Source organism: Gardnerella sp. DNF01204, assembly GCF_049244145.1.
Taxonomy (GTDB): Bacteria; Actinomycetota; Actinomycetes; order Actinomycetales; family Bifidobacteriaceae; genus Bifidobacterium; species Bifidobacterium vaginale.
In genome coordinates, this window is sequence record NZ_CP058379.1 from 538809 (window position 1) to 556255 (window position 17447).

Consider the following 17447-nt stretch of genomic DNA (forward strand, 5'->3'; position numbering starts at 1 on the left):
TGATGATATACGTTTATGATATACGTTTAAATTTTACTATTTTCTTTTTCGACACCATTTTTATCACATCCGCACCACGTTGTAGTCTTGAGCTTTGTAGGTGCCGTTTTGACGTGATACTTTAACAATTCGGGAGTGGTTTTTTATGAGACATGGTGCACATGGTGCTAAGAAAGCAAAGGGGCGTTTCGTTTCGCCTTTTATGCTTTTTTCCTCTTCTCATATTTCCAGTGCTACTTCTGAGCGTTCTACCGAAGCGGTTTGTGCGAATAATGGTGCAGTTGTGGGCTTGAGCGAATCTGTGGCTCAGAGTTTGCAAATGTCTTCTGCTCCTCGTACTCGTCGCGAGATTCGTTTAGCTCGCGAATCTAGAGAACGTAAGAATTGTATTATTGTTTCTACGTCTTTAGTAGCTATAGTTGGTGCCGCATTGACGTCTATGGCTTTGAGCAAGACTGATGGTTTGGGTTCTTTTGCTTCAAAGCAATATGCTTCTGAGATTAATTTTTCCAATGATTCTAATGATCAAGCTGCTTCTCGTTCTAGTCAGCGTGAAAAGTTAGATCGTGCTGATAAATATTTGAAGTTCAGCAGTGCTGTTGCTGGTCTCGAAGCTGATTTAAACGCTTTCTCTACTAGATCGTCTCATGAGTCTAAGTGGGATTTAGGTTCTAATTCAGATTTTAAAGTTTCTGAAATGTCTAAGTCTTCTGCGAATAATCCGCAGGTTGCTATTTTAATGGATTCAGACGTTAATTCTTTGCCTGCTGGATTTAATCCAAATCATAGTTCTGGTGATTCTGGGAATGCATATGAGTTTAGCCAGTGCACTTGGTGGGTTTATATTCGTAGGCATCAGCTTGGTCTTCCTGTTGGTTCCAATATGGGAGACGGCTGGATGTGGGCTTTGACTGCTCGAAAACTTGGATATTGGGTAGATCGTACGCCTCGTCACGTTGGCGATATTATGGTGTTTGGTCGCGGTCAGGCTGGCGTTAATCGTACTTATGGTCATGTTGCTGTTGTTGAAAAAATTAATCCTGATGGTTCTATTGAAACATCTGAGTCTAGTGCGGAGCTTCACGGTAGGACCTTCTCTAGGGTTGTAAATCCGAATGAAACTTCGGCTTTTGAATTTATCCATTACTAGATTATTTGGAATTTTAATATTTTGACATTTTAATATTGATATCTGTTACTACGTTTTGCGGTTTTCTAGTCTATTCTGGCTGTTATGCGTGTAGGTGTGCATTGTTGTGCTGTAAATAGTGCGTGCAAATTTTGTTTGTGGTCTTAGTTTGTAGTATTAACATGCTAACATCGCTAATGATGATTAAGCGAGATAAGATTTTTTCTTCTGTATTTGCAGGTTTTGTATCTGCAGCGCTGGTTGCTGCTATGATTCCGCTTGCTTGTGCTTCCGCTTCTGCTGAAGAATCAGCAGTTACATCTACACGTTCTTTCCCTAAGATTACTGATGTTAAGCGTGATTTGTTTACAGAATCCACTTCTACCGATGTTGATGCTAATTCTCATTGGGGCAGTATTGAGTCTTTGGATGTTCCGCAGACTAAGAGTGCTGCTGAACTTGCACTTGAACAGGCTCGCCAGCAACAACAGGCACAGAATAATTCTGTTGATGGCTTCGACGCTACTGCAAGTCGTTCTGGAGCGCGTAATGGCGTTGGACCTATGACGTACTTTGTTGCTCCTCCAGATAATCAGTCTGTTTCGGCGATGCTTAATTTTGCGGCTCAGTTTTTAGGTAAAGTGCCTTATCGTTCTGGTGGTACAAGTCCTGCTGGCTGGGATTGCTCTGGTTTTGTGCAGTACGTTTTTGCCAATATGGGTATTTCTTTACCTAGAACTTCTGGAGCTCAGGCCACTGTAGGTACGGCTGTTCCGAGTTTAGCTCAGGCCCAGCCTGGTGACATAATTGCCAATGGTGCTCATGCATCTATTTATGTTGGTAATGGAATGGTTATTAATTCTCAGTACGCTGGAACTCAGTATGATCCTATTAGATACGTTTTTTCGGGATCTTATTCTATTCGTAGAATCTTCTGACAATTTGATTTTGAGTGGTATTCATGATTTTATGGATACAACTTTTAGTTTTTGTTAGTAGTTTTGATACGTTTTTAGGTTATTTTTAATTAATTTTGCCATTAATACTTAGGTTTGTTGTGTCGCGATAGACGCGACTACCTTAAACGCGCTATTCTAGTATTTAAAGTATTTAAGAAAATAAAAAATCGCGCGATGCTAGGAGGATCTAGATGGCACAAGGTGTTATTACACAAGAAAAAGCTGTTCTTGTAGGTGTTGATGGTTCTCATGCGAGCTATAAGGCTGTATGGTGGGCATCTAATTATGCTAAGCATGCTGGATTACAGCTTCAAATAGTTTGTGCATATTCTTTACCTAGTTATGCAGCTGTATCTTTTGATGCGACTTATACTGCGATTGGTGATGATAATGTTGCTCATCAAGACGCTCAGGAAATTCTTTCTAAAGCAAAAGCTGTAGCTTTAGAACAGGGTGTGGATGCAACAACGTTAATCGTTACTGGCGATCCTTCTTCTGTGTTTGTAGAGCTTTCTAGGAACTATCAGCTTATTGTTATTGGTAACCGAGGTAAAGGTGGATTGGCTGAGCGTTTGCTTGGCACGACAAGTTCTTCGCTTCCAGCCTACGCTTATTGCCCAATTGTTGTTGTTCCATATACAGATGATGATGGTCAACGAATCCACTTGAATAATAAGATTTCTAAGATTGCTGTTGGCTCCGACGAGTCTAAGTGGGGATTAAAAGCTCTTGAGATTGCTGCAGATTTGGCTGATAGTTGGAACGCACAATTAGATGTGATTTCTGCTGTTCCTAGCGTTCAGGGTGCAGAAGGTGACACTGCTGTTATGGGATCTTATATGGAAGATCTTGATGAGAGAGTAAAGCCTATTTTGCAGCGTTTGCCAAATCTAAAGATTCATCGTTCTGTAGTTCCAGGTTCTGCTGTAAACGCTTTGACTCAAGCGAGCTTAAACAATGATTTGGTTGTTGTGGGTTCACGAGGACGTGGTGGTTTTACAGGATTGCTTCTTGGTTCTATTAGCCAAGGTTTGTTGCAGCATTCTTCTAGACCGGTGTATGTGGTTCCACGTAAGTATGTGGAGTTAAGCGCTGCTCAAGTAGCACAGCAGTCTAAGGTAAGTAATGATACTAGTGCTATTGATTCTATAAGTGGCGTTCATACAGTTGATGTTCCAAAAGCTGGTGTGGAAGCTGCTAAAGAAATCGAGCAAACTATTGATCCGCTTCACTAGTAGTTTGTAGTAGAGAAGTAGCTTGTAGTAGAAAATAGCGTCCAAAGCACTAAAACAGTGTTTTGGACGCTATTTTGTTGCAAAGCTAGCCCAGGCATGTACTATGTGCTTTTTATTTGTTTAAGTTTGATTTTTACTTGTTTTTAAGTAAAAATCGTGCGCGTCTTTTTTCGCGAGCAGCGCGTTTTTTAGCAAGTTCGTTATTGTTCATTTCAATAGCAAGTTTATAAATTTTAATTAGCTCTTGAGCTTGCTTTTTAAAGTCATTGTTCTTTGAGTATTCGAGAACATTTGCTTTTAGTTGTGCTTGCTCTTCTTCACTCATGTTAAGAACGTGACTAAACACTTGCTTAAAGTCTTCTTTAGAATCCCACTGATAACCATTTTTGCCACTAATAATCTGATTCTCATTAGGGATATCGTGCTTTACGAGAGCAAATAATCCAGATGCCATGGCTTCAAGCATAGAAAGTGAATGCATTTCCGATAGGGAAGCGGTAGTGTAGTAGTCCATAGCGTGCAAATACTTAGGGATCTGCGTGTGTTCAATAGGGCCAAGTAGGTAGATTCTATCTTCAAATCCTTTGCTAGCTACTTTCTTACGCAAGTCTTCTAAATCAGGTCCTCCGCCAATAACAACGAGTCTAGCTAATTCGCGTGGAAAATCGCAATACATAAAGTTGTCAATAAGCTCAGAGATATTCTTTTCTGCTCCGATTCTTCCAACAAAAACGAAGAGTTTCGTGGAATCAGCAATACCGTATTTTTTACGGAATTCTTTTCTAAAAGCAATTCGCTCTGGTGTAGGCAAGAACTTTTTATATTCAACTGCATTGCTAAGAACAACAACTTTTTTATCGACTTTTTGACGATCAATATAAGCTTGAGCCTTAGCGGACATACTAGTAATAATTGTTGCATTTTTAGAAAATCGCGTAAAATATTTTGCTGAAATATTCCTAGAAAACTCTGTAAAATGCTTTAGACCAATATAAAACAGGAACTTATCGTATTCTGTATGAAGAGTATAAATAACAGGAACATGTTCTTTTTTAGCAACTTCTAGACCTATTTCACCAATACCAAACTCATTTTGTATATGAATAACATCTGGTTTAAAGTTGATAGGGAATTTTTTGCGCATGTTTCCAATCGGAATTGCAACTCTATACTTGTATAGCTTTTTAAGAAGTATTCCTGGAACGTATACAACTCCGTCTACAAGCTTAGTTTTTCGCTGTTTTTCGGATCCAACCGTAACAACAAGAACCTCGTGTCCAAGTTCCTCGTACATTTTTTTAAGCATGTATGATTGCGTTGCTACGCCATTTATGTATGGTGGATATGTTTCTGTAAAAATCGCGATTTTCAAAGTTTCCTCCAGTTACATAAATAGCTCTAACAACGTTAAAAGTGTAGCATTGTGTAAGTTATTGCGCCACAAATTGTGATTTTTAGCGTTTTTAGTGTCTTACATTTACTGTTACACGCACTTGCGCACCGCGTTCAAGAGTGTGCTTAACTGTGCAACCCTTGTTGATATGTCTTTCCATGCGTTCTTTTAGTTCTTTTGCATTTTCATCGTTTAAAGCAGGTTTTGCGCTTGTAGCATCAACTGTTACATCCTCTTGGAATCTTAAGTAAGTTCCTTCTTCTGGATCATAAGTTCCATTTACAAGAACTCGAGCGCCTTTTCCTTCTCCGAGCGCATGTTCAACAGCGTATTGGCTGCTTAAAGCTGTGCAACCAGCTAGAGCTATTTGCATTAGTTCCACAGGTGAAAATTGTCCTTCTCCTTTACCAAATTTTAGTGTTGCACCATCATCACTTTGTGCTTGCCAAGACCCGTCTTCTAAACGTTCAACCCATATTCTTCTAGTCATTTTTGCTCCTTTGCATTTTTATACATTAACACATTGTGATTATGTTTGTGCTTATGTCTATTTGTTTTTAACTTTTATTTTTTAAGACAAACCTATTATAACTAGCATGCTTTGATTTCAGTTTGATTCTTGTTCTTATATTTCTTATATTTACTTTTGGTGGTGTTGAATTTAGCTAATGATAAAATAATCTCATGGCTTTAACTCAAGAAGAACTTGCGGATATCCGCTCTCGCGTACCACAGAAACCTACTTCCGATATTCCTACACCTTATGAGGATTTGGTTAGAAAAATACTTATGGAAGGTACTTTAAAATCGGATCGCACTGGTACAGGAACAATATCTCTTTTTGGTCAACAAATTCGATTTGACTTAAGCAAGAGTTTTCCGCTTATAACCACAAAAACAGTGTTCTTTAAGGGACTTGCATATGAGCTTCTTTGGTTCCTTAAAGGTTCTAGTAATGTGCGCTGGTTGCAAGAAAACGGTGTGCATATTTGGGATGAGTGGGCAGATGAAAATGGCGATTTAGGTCCTGTTTACGGCGTTCAGTGGCGTAGTTGGCCAGCGCCTACGCAAGAAAATCCTAATCGAACAATCGACCAGATTGCAAACGTTATGGAGCTTATTAAAAATCATCCAGATTCTCGTCGAATGATTGTCAGTGCTTGGAATCCTGCAGAAGTAGAGAATATGGCTTTGCCGCCTTGTCACTCGCTTTTCCAGTTCTATGTTGCTGACGGCAAGCTTTCTTGCCAGCTTTACCAGCGTTCTTGCGATATGTTCCTTGGCGTGCCATTCAACATTGCTTCTTACTCGCTTTTAACAATGATGATGGCTCAGCAAGCAGGATTGGAACCAGGAGAGTTCGTGTGGACAGGTGGCGATTGCCATATTTACGATAATCACGTAGAGCAAGTGCTTGAGCAGCTTTCGCGTGAGCCGTACCCGTATCCGCAGCTTGAGATTCGTAAAGCTGATTCAATTTTTAGCTACGACTATAGTGATTTTAAGGTTGTTGATTATAAGCATCATCCTACGATTAAAGCTCCTGTAGCTGTGTGATCTTATTTATTAGTTGCTTATTAGTTTGAGTTTTTGACTAGGAGTTTTATGGCAAACGATATTCCTGTGCGTTTAATTTGGGGGCAAGCATACGATTTGGAAGGCCGCGTAGGCGCAATGGGTGTAAATGGTGGTATGCCATGGAGACTTTCCACAGATTTGCGCTATTTTAAAGCCATGACAATTTCTTGCCCAGTAATAATGGGTAGGGGAACTTGGGATTCTATGCCAGAAAAGTTCCGTCCTCTTCCTGGGCGAGAAAATATCGTTGTTTCTAGGAATCCAGATTTTAATTCAGATGGTGCAAAAAGTTTTACAAGCATTGAAGAAGCAATATGTTACGCAAAAAAATGGATTGAAGATAATCCTATTGAGCATGTAGATTCTTCAGATTTGCCTAAAGATGGTAGCGCAGTTTGGATTATTGGTGGCGGAGCAATTTTTAGAGAAGTGATTGAGTCGCAAATTGTTGACGCTGCCTATGTAACTCAAATTGACACTAGAGTAGAAGCTGATACGTTTGCTCCTAACATTCAGAAACTTGTAGATGATGGATTGTGGAAAGTTGCACGTGATTGTGATTGGCAGGAATCGACTATAAAAGTTGGCGCAAATCAATTCAATACAAAATATAAGTTTATGGTTTATGAGCCAGTTAAATCTAAAAATAAGCTAGATTAAGGATATGTATGGAATCTTTAAACAAAATTCACGTAGATGCTAAGCATCCGTATGTTGTTATGACGGTTTGTACAGGGAATATTTGCAGATCGCCAATGGCAGAAATTGTTTTGCGTAACGAGTTTAAGCTTAGAGGATTAAGCGATGTTGTTGCTGTAAAATCATGTGGCGTAAGTGACGAAGAATACGGAAATCCGATTGATAGACGTGCGCAAAGAGAGCTTAAAAGTAGGGGTTATTCTTTGCCGTTAAGCCATTTTGCGCATAGGATTGAGCGAGATGAAATAGAAGAGACGAATCTTTTTCTTCCAATGACTGCTTCGCATATGCAATCTTTGCTCAGGATTATTCCGCCACAAAAGCGTAGTCTTGTTCACATGTATAGGTCTTTTGATCCGTCTTTAGAAAAGCCACAAGTTGGTCGCGAAGCTGTTTTGGATTTGGCGGACCCATGGTACGGAGGTCCTAAAGAGTTTGAGATTGCAATGGATCAAGTGGAGGAGTGTGCTCCTTACATTGTGGATTGGGTAGAGTCGCAGATAACGCGCGAATAATAATTGCGTAAAGTCATATAAAGTCGCTTAAAATATATTAAAACCAGACGAACCAATTGGAACGTCTGGTTTATTTTTATGCCTTTTATTTAAATAAAACCTACGATTTATTTTCCTCTTAAAGCTCTGCGACTTACTCGAGGAGCATGAGTTGGGTCAATTCCTTTTGGAATACCGAACCCAGATTTGCCCTGTAGCGTACGCAAACGATCATTCAAAATTGCAAGCTCAGTTTTAGTGAGGAAGAAGCGACGATTAGGGTGAATCATCTTAAACAAAGCAAACTTGTGATTTGTAGGCATTAAAGTTTTAGATTTTAAAACCTTACTTCTTAGATCCCTAAGTTTAACTTGATTTTCACCATTACCGACGCAAATGCGGTAAACAGGAATATTAGATCCTGCTGTAACACTTTTAATCGCGTGCTCTTGGCGATTCATAGCTTGGCTTAAACGCTCATAGTTACCTTCGCCAACAAGGAAGATTCCGTTAAAACCAGTTCCTCTCCAAATAGCATCTTTTGTGCGAGGATCAACCCACACAGGTTGTTGAGGGAAAGTAAATCCGCCTTTGTTAATAGCAGATACAATGCCAGCCGCAGCTCCAGGCTTTCCTTCTAGTCTTGCATAGCCAACCTTATCTGCGCGTTTAGTGAGAACAACAGTAAACAGTAAAAGACCCAGCATAAGTGCTGTTATTACCATCATAATCCAAGTCAAAATGGACCATCTAAGAATAACACCAGCTACAATGCACAGCACAACAGGAGCTACAAAAGCTAAGCCAAGCCAAAGTGGAAGCTGCTTATCGTCTGTATGCGTGTACTTGTAGATACGCATAATTTGTGAAATCATGCCTGGCTTCTTAATGCCTTTTGGTTTATCGTTTGCCATTTGCGTTTATCCCCTAATACATAATATTAGCGTTTTATTGCTTTGTATTTTGTTGCTTTATTGCTTAGTAATCATACCCTAAACACGCTTATGCTATAAATCATAGCTTTGTTAGTATACTAGCGATTTATTTAGGCCAATTACCGCGCTTTGGTGTACTTGGCTTTGGGAGTCTCCATCTGCGCATTTGTATTGCTCGACTGCAAGCATACATAGCAGATCTAGAGCTTTTGCCAACAGAAACTTCGCCGTATCGCTTAACAAGCTCTTTACGAAGCTTGCGCCACATTATTATAACGTCAATAATTGCAGCAAAAAGATATGCGTAAAGAACAATCGCAAGAGCAAAATATAGAGCAATATACTTAGTGGATAAGAAGTTTTGAGTTAAGAATATGCAGAGCATAATAACGATTGCAAACGGCACAAAAAATTCGCCAATATTGAAACGCGCATCTACATAATCTCTAATATAAACTCTCCATGGAAGCTGCTCTGACTTTGGCATATGAGCTAAGTCTCCATTTTTCATCGCATCGTATTGAGCATTTTCTTTTTCGCGCAATCTGGCTCGCGCAGCCTTTGCGCTTGCTTTTCTATCCGTTGGAACTAACGGTCTAAGATTCTGCGCTGTAGCTTCGCTTTGCTTCGGCGTTGGAGCGTTTTTTGTGCGAGTCTTTGCCTTATCTTCTATTTTATTTTCACTATTTTCATTAGTCGCTGATTGATTGCCATTTTGTGCACCATTATCAGCAGATTTTTTTACGAATGGATTCCATGTCATGTTTGCAGATTACCCAACAGACTAGACGCGTTATGAGCAATTTCGTTGGTTATGAATAGTCTGATAGTAGTAATTCAACTAATGTTTTTACTAATCTACTGTTTTTTGGAGGACTTATGGCTAGTTTAGAGGTTGCTGATGTGCGTTCGCGCGTGCAAAACGCTTGGGAAGACGTTATTAGCGTATTAAATAAGAAGATCTCTTTAGGAGCTGTTTCTGCTAAAGGCATTACTGGAGATCATATGCGTGCTTCGGCTGAGTATGTGGCTGAAGTTTTGCGCGAAGTGGGTGTAGATGCTCGCGTTGAGCAGTCTCAGAATCCGGATGGTACTCCTGGAGCTTTTGAAGTAGTTGGATCTCGTATTGTGGATCCTAGCGCTCCAACTGTTTTGCTTTACGCTCATCACGATGTTCAGCCTGTTCCAGATGCAAGCGAATGGAATACTGATCCTTTCAAAGGAACTGAAGTAGATGGTCGCTTGTATGGCCGCGGTAGTGCTGATGATGGCGGCGGAATTGCAATTCACTACGGTGCTTTGCGCGCTTTAAGCGAAGATTTAGGCGTAAATATTAAGGTATTTATTGAAGGTGAAGAGGAAATGGGCTCTCCAAGTTTCATTCCATTCATCGAAGCTCATAAAGATGAGTTTGAATCAGACGTTATTATTGTTGCCGACTCTGGAAATTGGTCTGCGGATGTTCCAAGTCTTACGACTAGTTTGCGCGGAAACACTACTGTAGACGTTAAAGTGAAAATTCTTGGACATCAGGTTCATTCTGGACAGTTTGGCGGACCAATTTTAGACGCATACACGCTTGCTTCAATGCTTATTGCTTCTCTTTATAACAAGGAAGGTGATTTGGCCGTTCCTGGAATTGAATCGCAAGAGCCTGTTGGCGGTTTGCAACGTGATTTGGATGAGGCTCAAGTTCGCGCAGATTCTTCAGTAGTGGATTCTTACAAGCTTGCTGGTACTGGTTCCCTTGCTGCTCGTATGTGGACTAAGCCTAGCTTGACTGTTATTGGTATGGATGCTCATCCAGTAGAGGAAAGCTTTAATGTGATTGCTCACGAAACGCGTTTGCGACTTTCGCTTAGAACTGCGCCTTGCCAGCGTCCAGAAGAAGCGCAAAAAGCTTTGAGCGACTTTTTGGCCGCAAACGCCCCATTCGGTGCGCAAGTTACTGTAGAGCCAGTTGACAATGGTATGGGTTGGGCTATGGATCCTGATGCTGTAGCAACTAAGGACGCTTTAGCTTCTATGAAGGATGCTTTTGGCGTGGATCCTATTAACAAGGGCGAAGGTGGTTCGATTCCATTTATTCCAGAATTGCAACGAATTTTCCCTAAAGCTCAGGTTTTGGTGACTGGACCTGAAGATCCAAAGTCTAATGCGCATAGTCCTAACGAGTCGATTTCTCTTTCTGGCTTGAAATCGAATATCGTAACTGAAGCTTTGCTTTTAGATCGTCTAACTAAGTAAACTTAACAACTCGTATACAATCGCTATATAAAATTTTAGCGTTTGTATACGAGTCTACGCAATGACGTAAAATCTTCACACGACACGGGTGCTTTGCATTAATTTGTAAAGCTGAGAGAAACCGCTTGAACGTGAATCCAGGTAATGCTGGCGCACGGAGATCTGTTTTTCCCGTGCCTTAATGGTGACCTACGATTTAAGCCAACGCATAAGTCGTAGTGAAAGAACAGTAAGGCACATATCTATGTCGAAAGAAAATGTCTTATTGCAATGCAATCAGCGATGTAAATCACTGATATGACGTTTTGTTATTAGGATAAGTCAAAAACGTGTTTGTAATAAAGACATTTTAGGATTTTTAGGTCGTTAAAAAGTCCGTAGCAGATCTAAATGATTCTAAAAGAAAAAATTAAAAAATAGATAGAAAATAATTAAATAAAAATCATTGCCATAAAGGATTTTGCTATGCCCGATGCATTTGAAACGCCAGTTTTGAACAAAACTAATACGCAGGATGCCGAAACATTCCTTCCATCGGCTAGCTGCAATGCTCAGCTACGTTTTGATAATTGGGGTTATCGTCATGCTTCTCGCAAACATTTTGCTGTACGCGGGTTGAACCTAACAATTGAAGCAGGGCAAAGAGTTTTGTTGCTTGGTGCATCGGGCATAGGCAAATCCACAATTCTTGAAGGTGCTGCTGGGCTGATTGGTAGTGATATTGTTAAATCTAGCTCAAATAATTCAAAGCCTGATTCGAAGAAGAATGTTTTAGTAGAAGATGAAGATGGCGGTGTAAGCGAAGGCTCAGTATTCGTAGATGATTTACCAGTTCATAAAGCGCGTGGGCGAGTAGGATTAGTGTTACAAGATCCAGAGGCTCAAGCTATTTTTCAGCGTTTAGGGGATAACGTCGCCTTCGGTCCTGAAAATATGAATGTTCCTCGTAAAGAAATATGGGATCTTGTTAATAAAAGTCTTGAAGAAGTAGGTTTAGAAGGATTACAGTTACACCGTTCTACCGCCCATTTAAGTGGTGGTCAAATGCAGCGTCTGGCATTGGCTGGAGCATTGGCTATGAAGCCAAGTGTGCTTCTTTTAGATGAGCCTACTGCGAATCTAGATCCAGATGGTGTTAATCAGATTGTAAAAGCTGTTGGTAAAGTTTTAGACGATACCAATGCAACAATGGTTCTTGTAGAACATCATGCGCAGCCTTGGATTGATTTGATTGATAGAGTAGTGGTTCTTGGTCTTGATAATTCTGTGAACAATACTGAAGAGAATAATTATGTTCACGATGATGATATTGCGCGAGACGAGTTTGCGCAAACAGTTATTGTTGCAGATGGAACTCCAGACGAAGTGTTCAGTAGAAGCGATCTTGATTTTGAAAACCTTGGGATTTGGCTTCCTGACAAGTATAAAGATCCGCAAGATCGCAGAATTGGTAGGATTTATGTTGAATGTGAACCAGATTGCGATCCAGCAAAAGGTGATGGAAGAGTAGTTCTATCAACAGAAAACCTTGCGATTAGTCATACGAGTACTCCAATAGCAAAAAATATAAATTTGAAATTTAATTCTGGACAAATCACAGCATTAGTTGGAGCAAACGGTGCTGGAAAATCCACTTTATCTCTAACTTTGGCAGGATTAATTCCAGCTTTAGAAGGTCAGGTTGTAGCTAGTGAGGATCTTTGCGAAGGCGCTGGTGGCACCGATCCTATGAAATGGAAGTCTACTGATCTTGCTAAAAGAATTTCATACGTTTTCCAGAATCCAGAACATCAGTTTGCGTGTGGAACTGTTCTTGAAGAAGTTATGCTAGGTCCTATTAGAACTGGAATGAGTGAAGAAGACGCTAAAACTAAAGCAGAGTCTTTATTAGATAGATTCCGCCTATCTAGATATTCTAACGCAAACCCATACACTTTATCTGGCGGTGAAAAGCGTAGACTTACTGTTGCCGCATCTTTGGCTGCAGCTCCAAGAGTTTTAATTTTAGATGAACCGACTTTTGGACAGGATCGTAAAACTTGGTTACAAATTATAAAACTCATTGCAAGCCTTCGCGCAGATGGCGTTAGTGTTATTGTTGTTACTCATGATAGAGAGTTAGTAGATGCGCTTGGAGCGCGTTTAGTGGAACTTAAAACTAATGTGGATTCCACTAATGACGAATCTTATGAGTCTGAAAATGTAGATAATTCACAAGAATCTTTAGCATTATCTTCGTCAACAGATGCAACGAATATATCTCGAATAGAAGTTAGCGATGTGAACCATCGTGATGAGGCAGCTCGCGCATCAAGTTATTCTCCATTCTTGGCATCTTTGAATCCTGTGTATAGGATGCTTGGAGCTTTCCTACTTTCGGTTCCGCTTTTGTTTACTCTCGACTGGCTTTCTGCAACAATAGCTTTGGTTTTGGAGTTTGTGATTCTTTGGGTTGTTAAAATGAACCCTTTGCGAGTTATTAAACTTTCTTGGCCTGTATGGGTTGGTGCTCCTGGATCTGCATTAGCAGTGTGGTTGTATGGTAAATCAGGTGGAGCAACATGGTTTGATTGGGGAATTATTCATGTAAGTGATCATTCCACAACTCTTGCAATTGCAACATTCATCAGAATTTTAGCTATCGGTGTTCCAGCTATTGTTACTGTTATTGGCATTGATGCAACTGATTTAGCTGATGCCTTTAGTCAAGTTATGAAATTGCCAGATAGGTTTGTTTACGGTGGATTAGCTGGTATGCGATTGTTTAGCGTCCTTCAAGATGATTGGGCTGCTCTCAGCGCATCTAGGCGTTCTCGCGGACTTGGCGATGATAGTAAGATTAAGGCTTTTATGCCTCAAGCTTTTGCTCTTTTGGTGCTGTCTATTCGAAGATCTACAACTTTGGCTACGGCTATGGAAGCTCGTGGATTTGGCGGAGAAAACCCAAGATCTCATGCACGTATAAGCCATGTGAATAAACGCGATTATGTGTTTATGATTGGGTGCTTAATTATTCCTGCTATAGCTTTAATCGCTGCTGTATATTACGGTACTTTTGCTCTTCTTGGAGGAAATTAATACTAACACAAAATGTGGGCTTGATGAGATTCGAACTCACGACCTTCTGCTCCGGAGGCAGACGCTCTATCCACTGAGCTACAAGCCCGCAACTTGTGAAAGTATACACGTTGCTAGGGATTGAAAGTATACGCTATTAGCCAATTTTTGTGACTTTAATGCATACTTTAGCGAGTTATTACGCTTTTAAGGTCGCTTGCTACTTTTTTAGGATCTTCAGCGCACATGAGCGCAGATACAGTGCATACTCCGTCAATACTTAGGTCTTTGATTGGGAAAACGGTGTTTTCGTGTATTCCACCAATCGCTAGAGTTTTTACACCCATGCTGTGTGCTACTTTTGCTACTTCATTTACGCCTTCAATTCCAAGAGGAGGAACATCATGCGCCTTAGTATTTGTGGCAAATGCAGCTCCGATTCCTATAACATCAGGAAGTGGAGTATCGTTCTCTTTGCACTCTTTATATGCTTTTTCCATTAGGTCTACTCTTGCGCAAGAAAGTCCAATCATCCATTCGGCTGGCATGGATTTACGTGCTGTAACGAAAGGCGTGTCTTTTTGACCAATATGCAGGTTGAATCCCAGTTTTGCTGCGGTGTCAACGTGATCGTCTATGAAAATCGGTATATCTCCATGTTTTGCTTTTATAAGTGTTTTGCGTAACTTTATGGCTTTTTCTGATATTTCAGTATCGTTGGAGTATTTATCTCGCAATTGAACTATTGTCACTCCGCCATCTATGGATTCTACTGCAACTTGTTCTTCGCTACGGTTTCCCATTCGTGGATCTGTGACTAGGTAAAGCGTCCAATCTGTTGGTTCTATGCTAAATTCAATGTTTGTTAGTTCAAACATGTTGTTTACACTTAATGTTTGCAATGCGTCGATCCACAGTGTTTTGAATGTTCCTGGTGCAGTTGTTTGTCTTGCTGCAAACGTTCCAGCTGCTGCAGCGTGCACGTGTGCAGCCACTGTTGCTGCCACTGGGCGCTCTGGGTTTGCACCCACATATGCCGCCACTAATGATCCAAGAGCGCACCCAGTTCCTACAACTTTTGTCATAGCCTTGTGTCCGCCAGTTATTCGCACTAGGCATCCGTGACCGTATACCGCGTCTTTTTCTCCAGATATTGATATTACAGATCCGTATTCTTTTGCCAGTTTTTTGGCTGCTTCTAGCGCGGAGTTTACTGGATCTTGCGCATCTACGCCTTTCATCTGACTGTTTTGCCCAACTAAAGCTAATATTTCGCTTGCGTTCGCTCGTATTACTGTTGGGTTTCGTTTTACTATTTCTCTTACAAATTTTGTTCTAGTGGTTAATTCGTCTACTCCAACTCCAACTGGATCTAGTACCCAAGGAGTTTGTGTTTCTTCGCAAGTTTCTATTGCTTTGCGTATGGCTTTGCCTTTTATCTCTTCGAATGTTCCAACATTTACTAGAACGCCTGACGCTATTTTTGCAATGCCTGCTGCTTCATCTGGGTCGCATACCATTATTGGCGTAGCTCCTGCGGAAAGTAGTACATTTGCTGTTATTTCTTGAACAATATTGTTTGTTATGCAATGAGTTAGTGGCTTCTTTGCTCTCACTCTTTCTATGCATGATCTAACGTCATTTAGAAACATTCGTCTTCTTGCGCGAACGCTAAAACTTGTATCTATATTTGTATCTATATTTGCATTTAATTCGTTTAATTCTTCCATGATTTTCCCTTCGCTAGCACTACCTAGATCAGGTTTAACGGGTGTAATCTCAGCGTTTTTACGCACCCCGAACCGACTTTGACTATATCGTTTGTGTATGACGTTTGGCTATGTAATATTTTATTTCGCGCGTTTTGCGTTGTTTTGCTTGAAATTTCGGGGATGATTGAAGATTATTGTTTTGGATTTTATAAAATTTTTCCATTAATTTTTTATTTTTGTTTGCATTTGTACTTTTATAGTGTTAGCATCAAACACAACACAAACGGATATCGTAAATTTTACGATTTACGATTTTGGATTTGTGATTGACCACATTAAGCGTTTAGCTTTGCAGCTAAGTATTAAGGAGGCGGCTATCATGCGTAACATGAATGCTCAAGCTCGCGGTACTTTTGATGCTGCTCGTATGTGGTGGTGGCAGACTTCTCTTTGGCGTAGTTTACTCTAAAGCTTTAGAAGCTGCTTGTTTAGGCTTGTAAAAGACCTCTAGGGTAAACCTGGAGGTCTTTTTTATATCTCCAGAAAGCCAAATCTATTTGGATTAATTTTACGTCTAAAACAAATCTATAAACATAAAAAACAATTAAAAAATTGTTTAAAACAATCAACATAAAAATCTACATAAAAGGAGAAAATCATGGCTCAGGAAATTAATGAAACTAAGCAGGAAACCTCATTTACTTCTGCTGAATCTAGTGTTAATCAGGCTTCGGATTTACTTAAAGGTGTAAATGTTAAAAAGCATGCTTTAGATATTACGTCTTTGGTGTTGGTGGCTGTTCTTTTTGCAGCAGGATGTATTCTTGACTTTACAGTTGCAAAAGCGCTTTCGATTGGAAATATTCAGCCAGAGTTTGTAATTGCATCGTTCTGCCTTGCGATTTTGTTGGTTCGTCCAAATGTTATTCAGGGTGCGATTATTGGTGCTTTGGCTGCGACTTTAATTCAATTTAACACTTCAATTCCTGGTCTTGAATACGCTTGCGATATTCCAGCAGCAATTATTATGACTTTGATGTTGATGGGTTATTTAAAGGCTTTTCCTAAGGATGCTGCTAGAAAGTTCAGTGTTTTCCCATTAATTTCTTCCTTTATTGCAACTGTTATTTCTGGAATGATTTTTGCAACAATCGCATCTTTCTTTATTCTTCACTCTCCAAACACTGTTCTTGTTATGCTTCCAATCATTTTGGGTACTGCTGTGTTTAATGCTGTTGTTGTTGAAGTTCTTTACACTCCAATTCGACTCGTTCTACACAAGTAAATCAGAATTGAAAAATAATTAAACAAATTAATTTAAATCAATATAAATAAATATCAAAACATATATAAATAACAAAAGTCGATAATTAAAACTTGATTATCGCAACTTAAAGGAGAAGATTATGAATCAGGAAATTAACGAACATGAAGGTAATATGCTTAATGCTGTAAGTATTAAAAAGCACGCTTTAGATATTACGTCTTTAGTGTTGGTGGCTGTTCTTTTTGCAGCAGGATGCATTCTTGATTTTACAGTTGCAAAAGCGCTTTCAATTGGAAATATTAAACCAAACTTCTTAATCGCATCATTCTGCCTTGCGATTTTGTTGGTTCGTCCAAATGTTATTCAGGGTGCGATTATTGGTGCTTTGGCTGCAACTTTAATGCAATTTAACGCATCTATTCCTGGTCTTAATTATGTTTGCGATATTCCAGCAGCAATTGTTATGACTTTGATGATTATGGCTTATGTCCGCGTTTTCCCTAAGGATGCTGCTAGAAAGTTCAGTATTTTCCCACTTATAGCAACTTTTATAACCACAGTTGTTTCTGGTTTAATATTTGCATCTACTGCATCTTTCTTTGTTCTTCATTCTCCTAAGACGATTCTTGTTATGCTTCCAATCATTTTGGGAACTGCTGTGTTTAATGCTGTTGTTGTTGAAGTTCTTTACACTCCAATTCGACTCGTTCTACACAAGTAAGTATTTGAATTTATTTTAGAT

15 protein-coding genes, 1 tRNA gene and 1 riboswitch are annotated in these 17447 nt (G+C 39.8%); of the genes, 10 read left to right on the forward strand and 6 right to left on the reverse strand.

Annotation, left to right across the window (positions count from 1 at the left end; translation table 11 throughout):
* Positions 1 to 145 precede the first annotated feature (145 nt).
* From HXT46_RS02015 to HXT46_RS02025, 3 genes are all read left to right on the forward strand, one after another.
* Positions 146 to 1150, forward strand: coding sequence for a CHAP domain-containing protein (locus tag HXT46_RS02015; RefSeq protein ID WP_004116799.1), 1005 nt, complete (start codon positions 146 to 148; stop codon positions 1148 to 1150).
* 161 nt (positions 1151 to 1311) lie between these two features.
* Entirely contained in the window at positions 1312 to 2067 is a 756-nt protein-coding gene (locus HXT46_RS02020; RefSeq protein ID WP_421786208.1) for a C40 family peptidase, read from the forward strand.
* Between the two features lie 212 nt (positions 2068 to 2279).
* Positions 2280 to 3323, forward strand: coding sequence for a universal stress protein (locus tag HXT46_RS02025; protein ID WP_004115580.1), 1044 nt, complete (start codon positions 2280 to 2282; stop codon positions 3321 to 3323).
* Positions 3324 to 3456: 133 nt separating this feature from the next.
* On the opposite strand, the gene HXT46_RS02030 is transcribed toward HXT46_RS02025, so the two are convergent.
* On the reverse strand, positions 3457 to 4695 hold the full coding sequence (locus HXT46_RS02030; protein WP_004116793.1) for a glycosyltransferase: 1239 nt from the start codon (positions 4693 to 4695) through the stop codon (positions 3457 to 3459).
* A 91-nt stretch (positions 4696 to 4786) separates the two neighbouring features.
* Entirely contained in the window at positions 4787 to 5206 is a 420-nt protein-coding gene (locus HXT46_RS02035) for an OsmC family protein (RefSeq protein WP_004116790.1), read from the reverse strand.
* A gap of 194 nt (positions 5207 to 5400) precedes the next feature.
* Here HXT46_RS02035 and HXT46_RS02040 point away from each other — a divergent pair, with 194 nt between their 5' ends.
* Genes HXT46_RS02040 through HXT46_RS02050 form a run of 3 tightly spaced genes read left to right on the forward strand, consistent with a single transcriptional unit; the run spans position 5401 to position 7508 of the window.
* Positions 5401 to 6273 (forward strand): thymidylate synthase, encoded by an 873-nt coding sequence (locus tag HXT46_RS02040; RefSeq protein WP_004574972.1) that lies wholly within the window; start codon positions 5401 to 5403, stop codon positions 6271 to 6273.
* A gap of 48 nt (positions 6274 to 6321) precedes the next feature.
* Positions 6322 to 6954: a dihydrofolate reductase gene (locus HXT46_RS02045; protein ID WP_004115573.1), complete on the forward strand. Its 633-nt coding sequence runs from the start codon at positions 6322 to 6324 to the stop codon at positions 6952 to 6954.
* Between the two features lie 8 nt (positions 6955 to 6962).
* Positions 6963 to 7508: a low molecular weight protein-tyrosine-phosphatase gene (locus tag HXT46_RS02050; RefSeq protein ID WP_004112487.1), complete on the forward strand. Its 546-nt coding sequence runs from the start codon at positions 6963 to 6965 to the stop codon at positions 7506 to 7508.
* A gap of 107 nt (positions 7509 to 7615) precedes the next feature.
* On the opposite strand, the gene HXT46_RS02055 is transcribed toward HXT46_RS02050, so the two are convergent.
* Both HXT46_RS02055 and HXT46_RS02060 read right to left on the reverse strand, forming a co-directional pair.
* A complete protein-coding gene (locus HXT46_RS02055) occupies positions 7616 to 8401 on the reverse strand; it encodes a DUF4191 domain-containing protein (RefSeq protein ID WP_004112489.1) in 786 nt (261 codons plus the stop codon).
* 127 nt (positions 8402 to 8528) lie between these two features.
* Entirely contained in the window at positions 8529 to 9095 is a 567-nt protein-coding gene (locus tag HXT46_RS02060) for a DUF3043 domain-containing protein (protein ID WP_373271523.1), read from the reverse strand.
* Between the two features lie 206 nt (positions 9096 to 9301).
* Between HXT46_RS02060 and HXT46_RS02065 the strand changes: the two genes are divergently transcribed.
* Positions 9302 to 10669: a dipeptidase gene (locus tag HXT46_RS02065; RefSeq protein ID WP_421786210.1), complete on the forward strand. Its 1368-nt coding sequence runs from the start codon at positions 9302 to 9304 to the stop codon at positions 10667 to 10669.
* 465 nt (positions 10670 to 11134) lie between these two features.
* Positions 11135 to 13747 carry an ATP-binding cassette domain-containing protein gene (locus HXT46_RS02070; RefSeq protein WP_020760175.1) on the forward strand — a complete coding sequence of 871 codons (2613 nt, stop codon included), beginning with the start codon at positions 11135 to 11137 and terminating at the stop codon, positions 13745 to 13747.
* A gap of 15 nt (positions 13748 to 13762) precedes the next feature.
* On the opposite strand, the gene HXT46_RS02075 is transcribed toward HXT46_RS02070, so the two are convergent.
* Both HXT46_RS02075 and thiM read right to left on the reverse strand, forming a co-directional pair.
* Positions 13763 to 13835: transfer RNA gene (locus HXT46_RS02075), tRNA-Arg, on the reverse strand.
* Between the two features lie 79 nt (positions 13836 to 13914).
* Complete coding sequence (gene thiM / locus HXT46_RS02080; RefSeq protein ID WP_048730379.1) at positions 13915 to 15456, reverse strand: hydroxyethylthiazole kinase; 1542 nt, start codon at positions 15454 to 15456, stop codon at positions 13915 to 13917.
* Positions 15444 to 15536: riboswitch (TPP riboswitch) on the reverse strand. It overlaps the preceding gene by 13 nt.
* 560 nt (positions 15537 to 16096) lie before the next feature.
* Here thiM and HXT46_RS02085 point away from each other — a divergent pair.
* Together HXT46_RS02085 and HXT46_RS02090 are read left to right on the forward strand one after the other, a co-directional pair.
* Positions 16097 to 16723, forward strand: coding sequence for a hypothetical protein (locus HXT46_RS02085; RefSeq protein ID WP_004115566.1), 627 nt, complete (start codon positions 16097 to 16099; stop codon positions 16721 to 16723).
* A 121-nt stretch (positions 16724 to 16844) separates the two neighbouring features.
* Positions 16845 to 17426: a tryptophan transporter gene (locus HXT46_RS02090; protein ID WP_004115564.1), complete on the forward strand. Its 582-nt coding sequence runs from the start codon at positions 16845 to 16847 to the stop codon at positions 17424 to 17426.
* Positions 17427 to 17447: the final 21 nt, after the last annotated feature.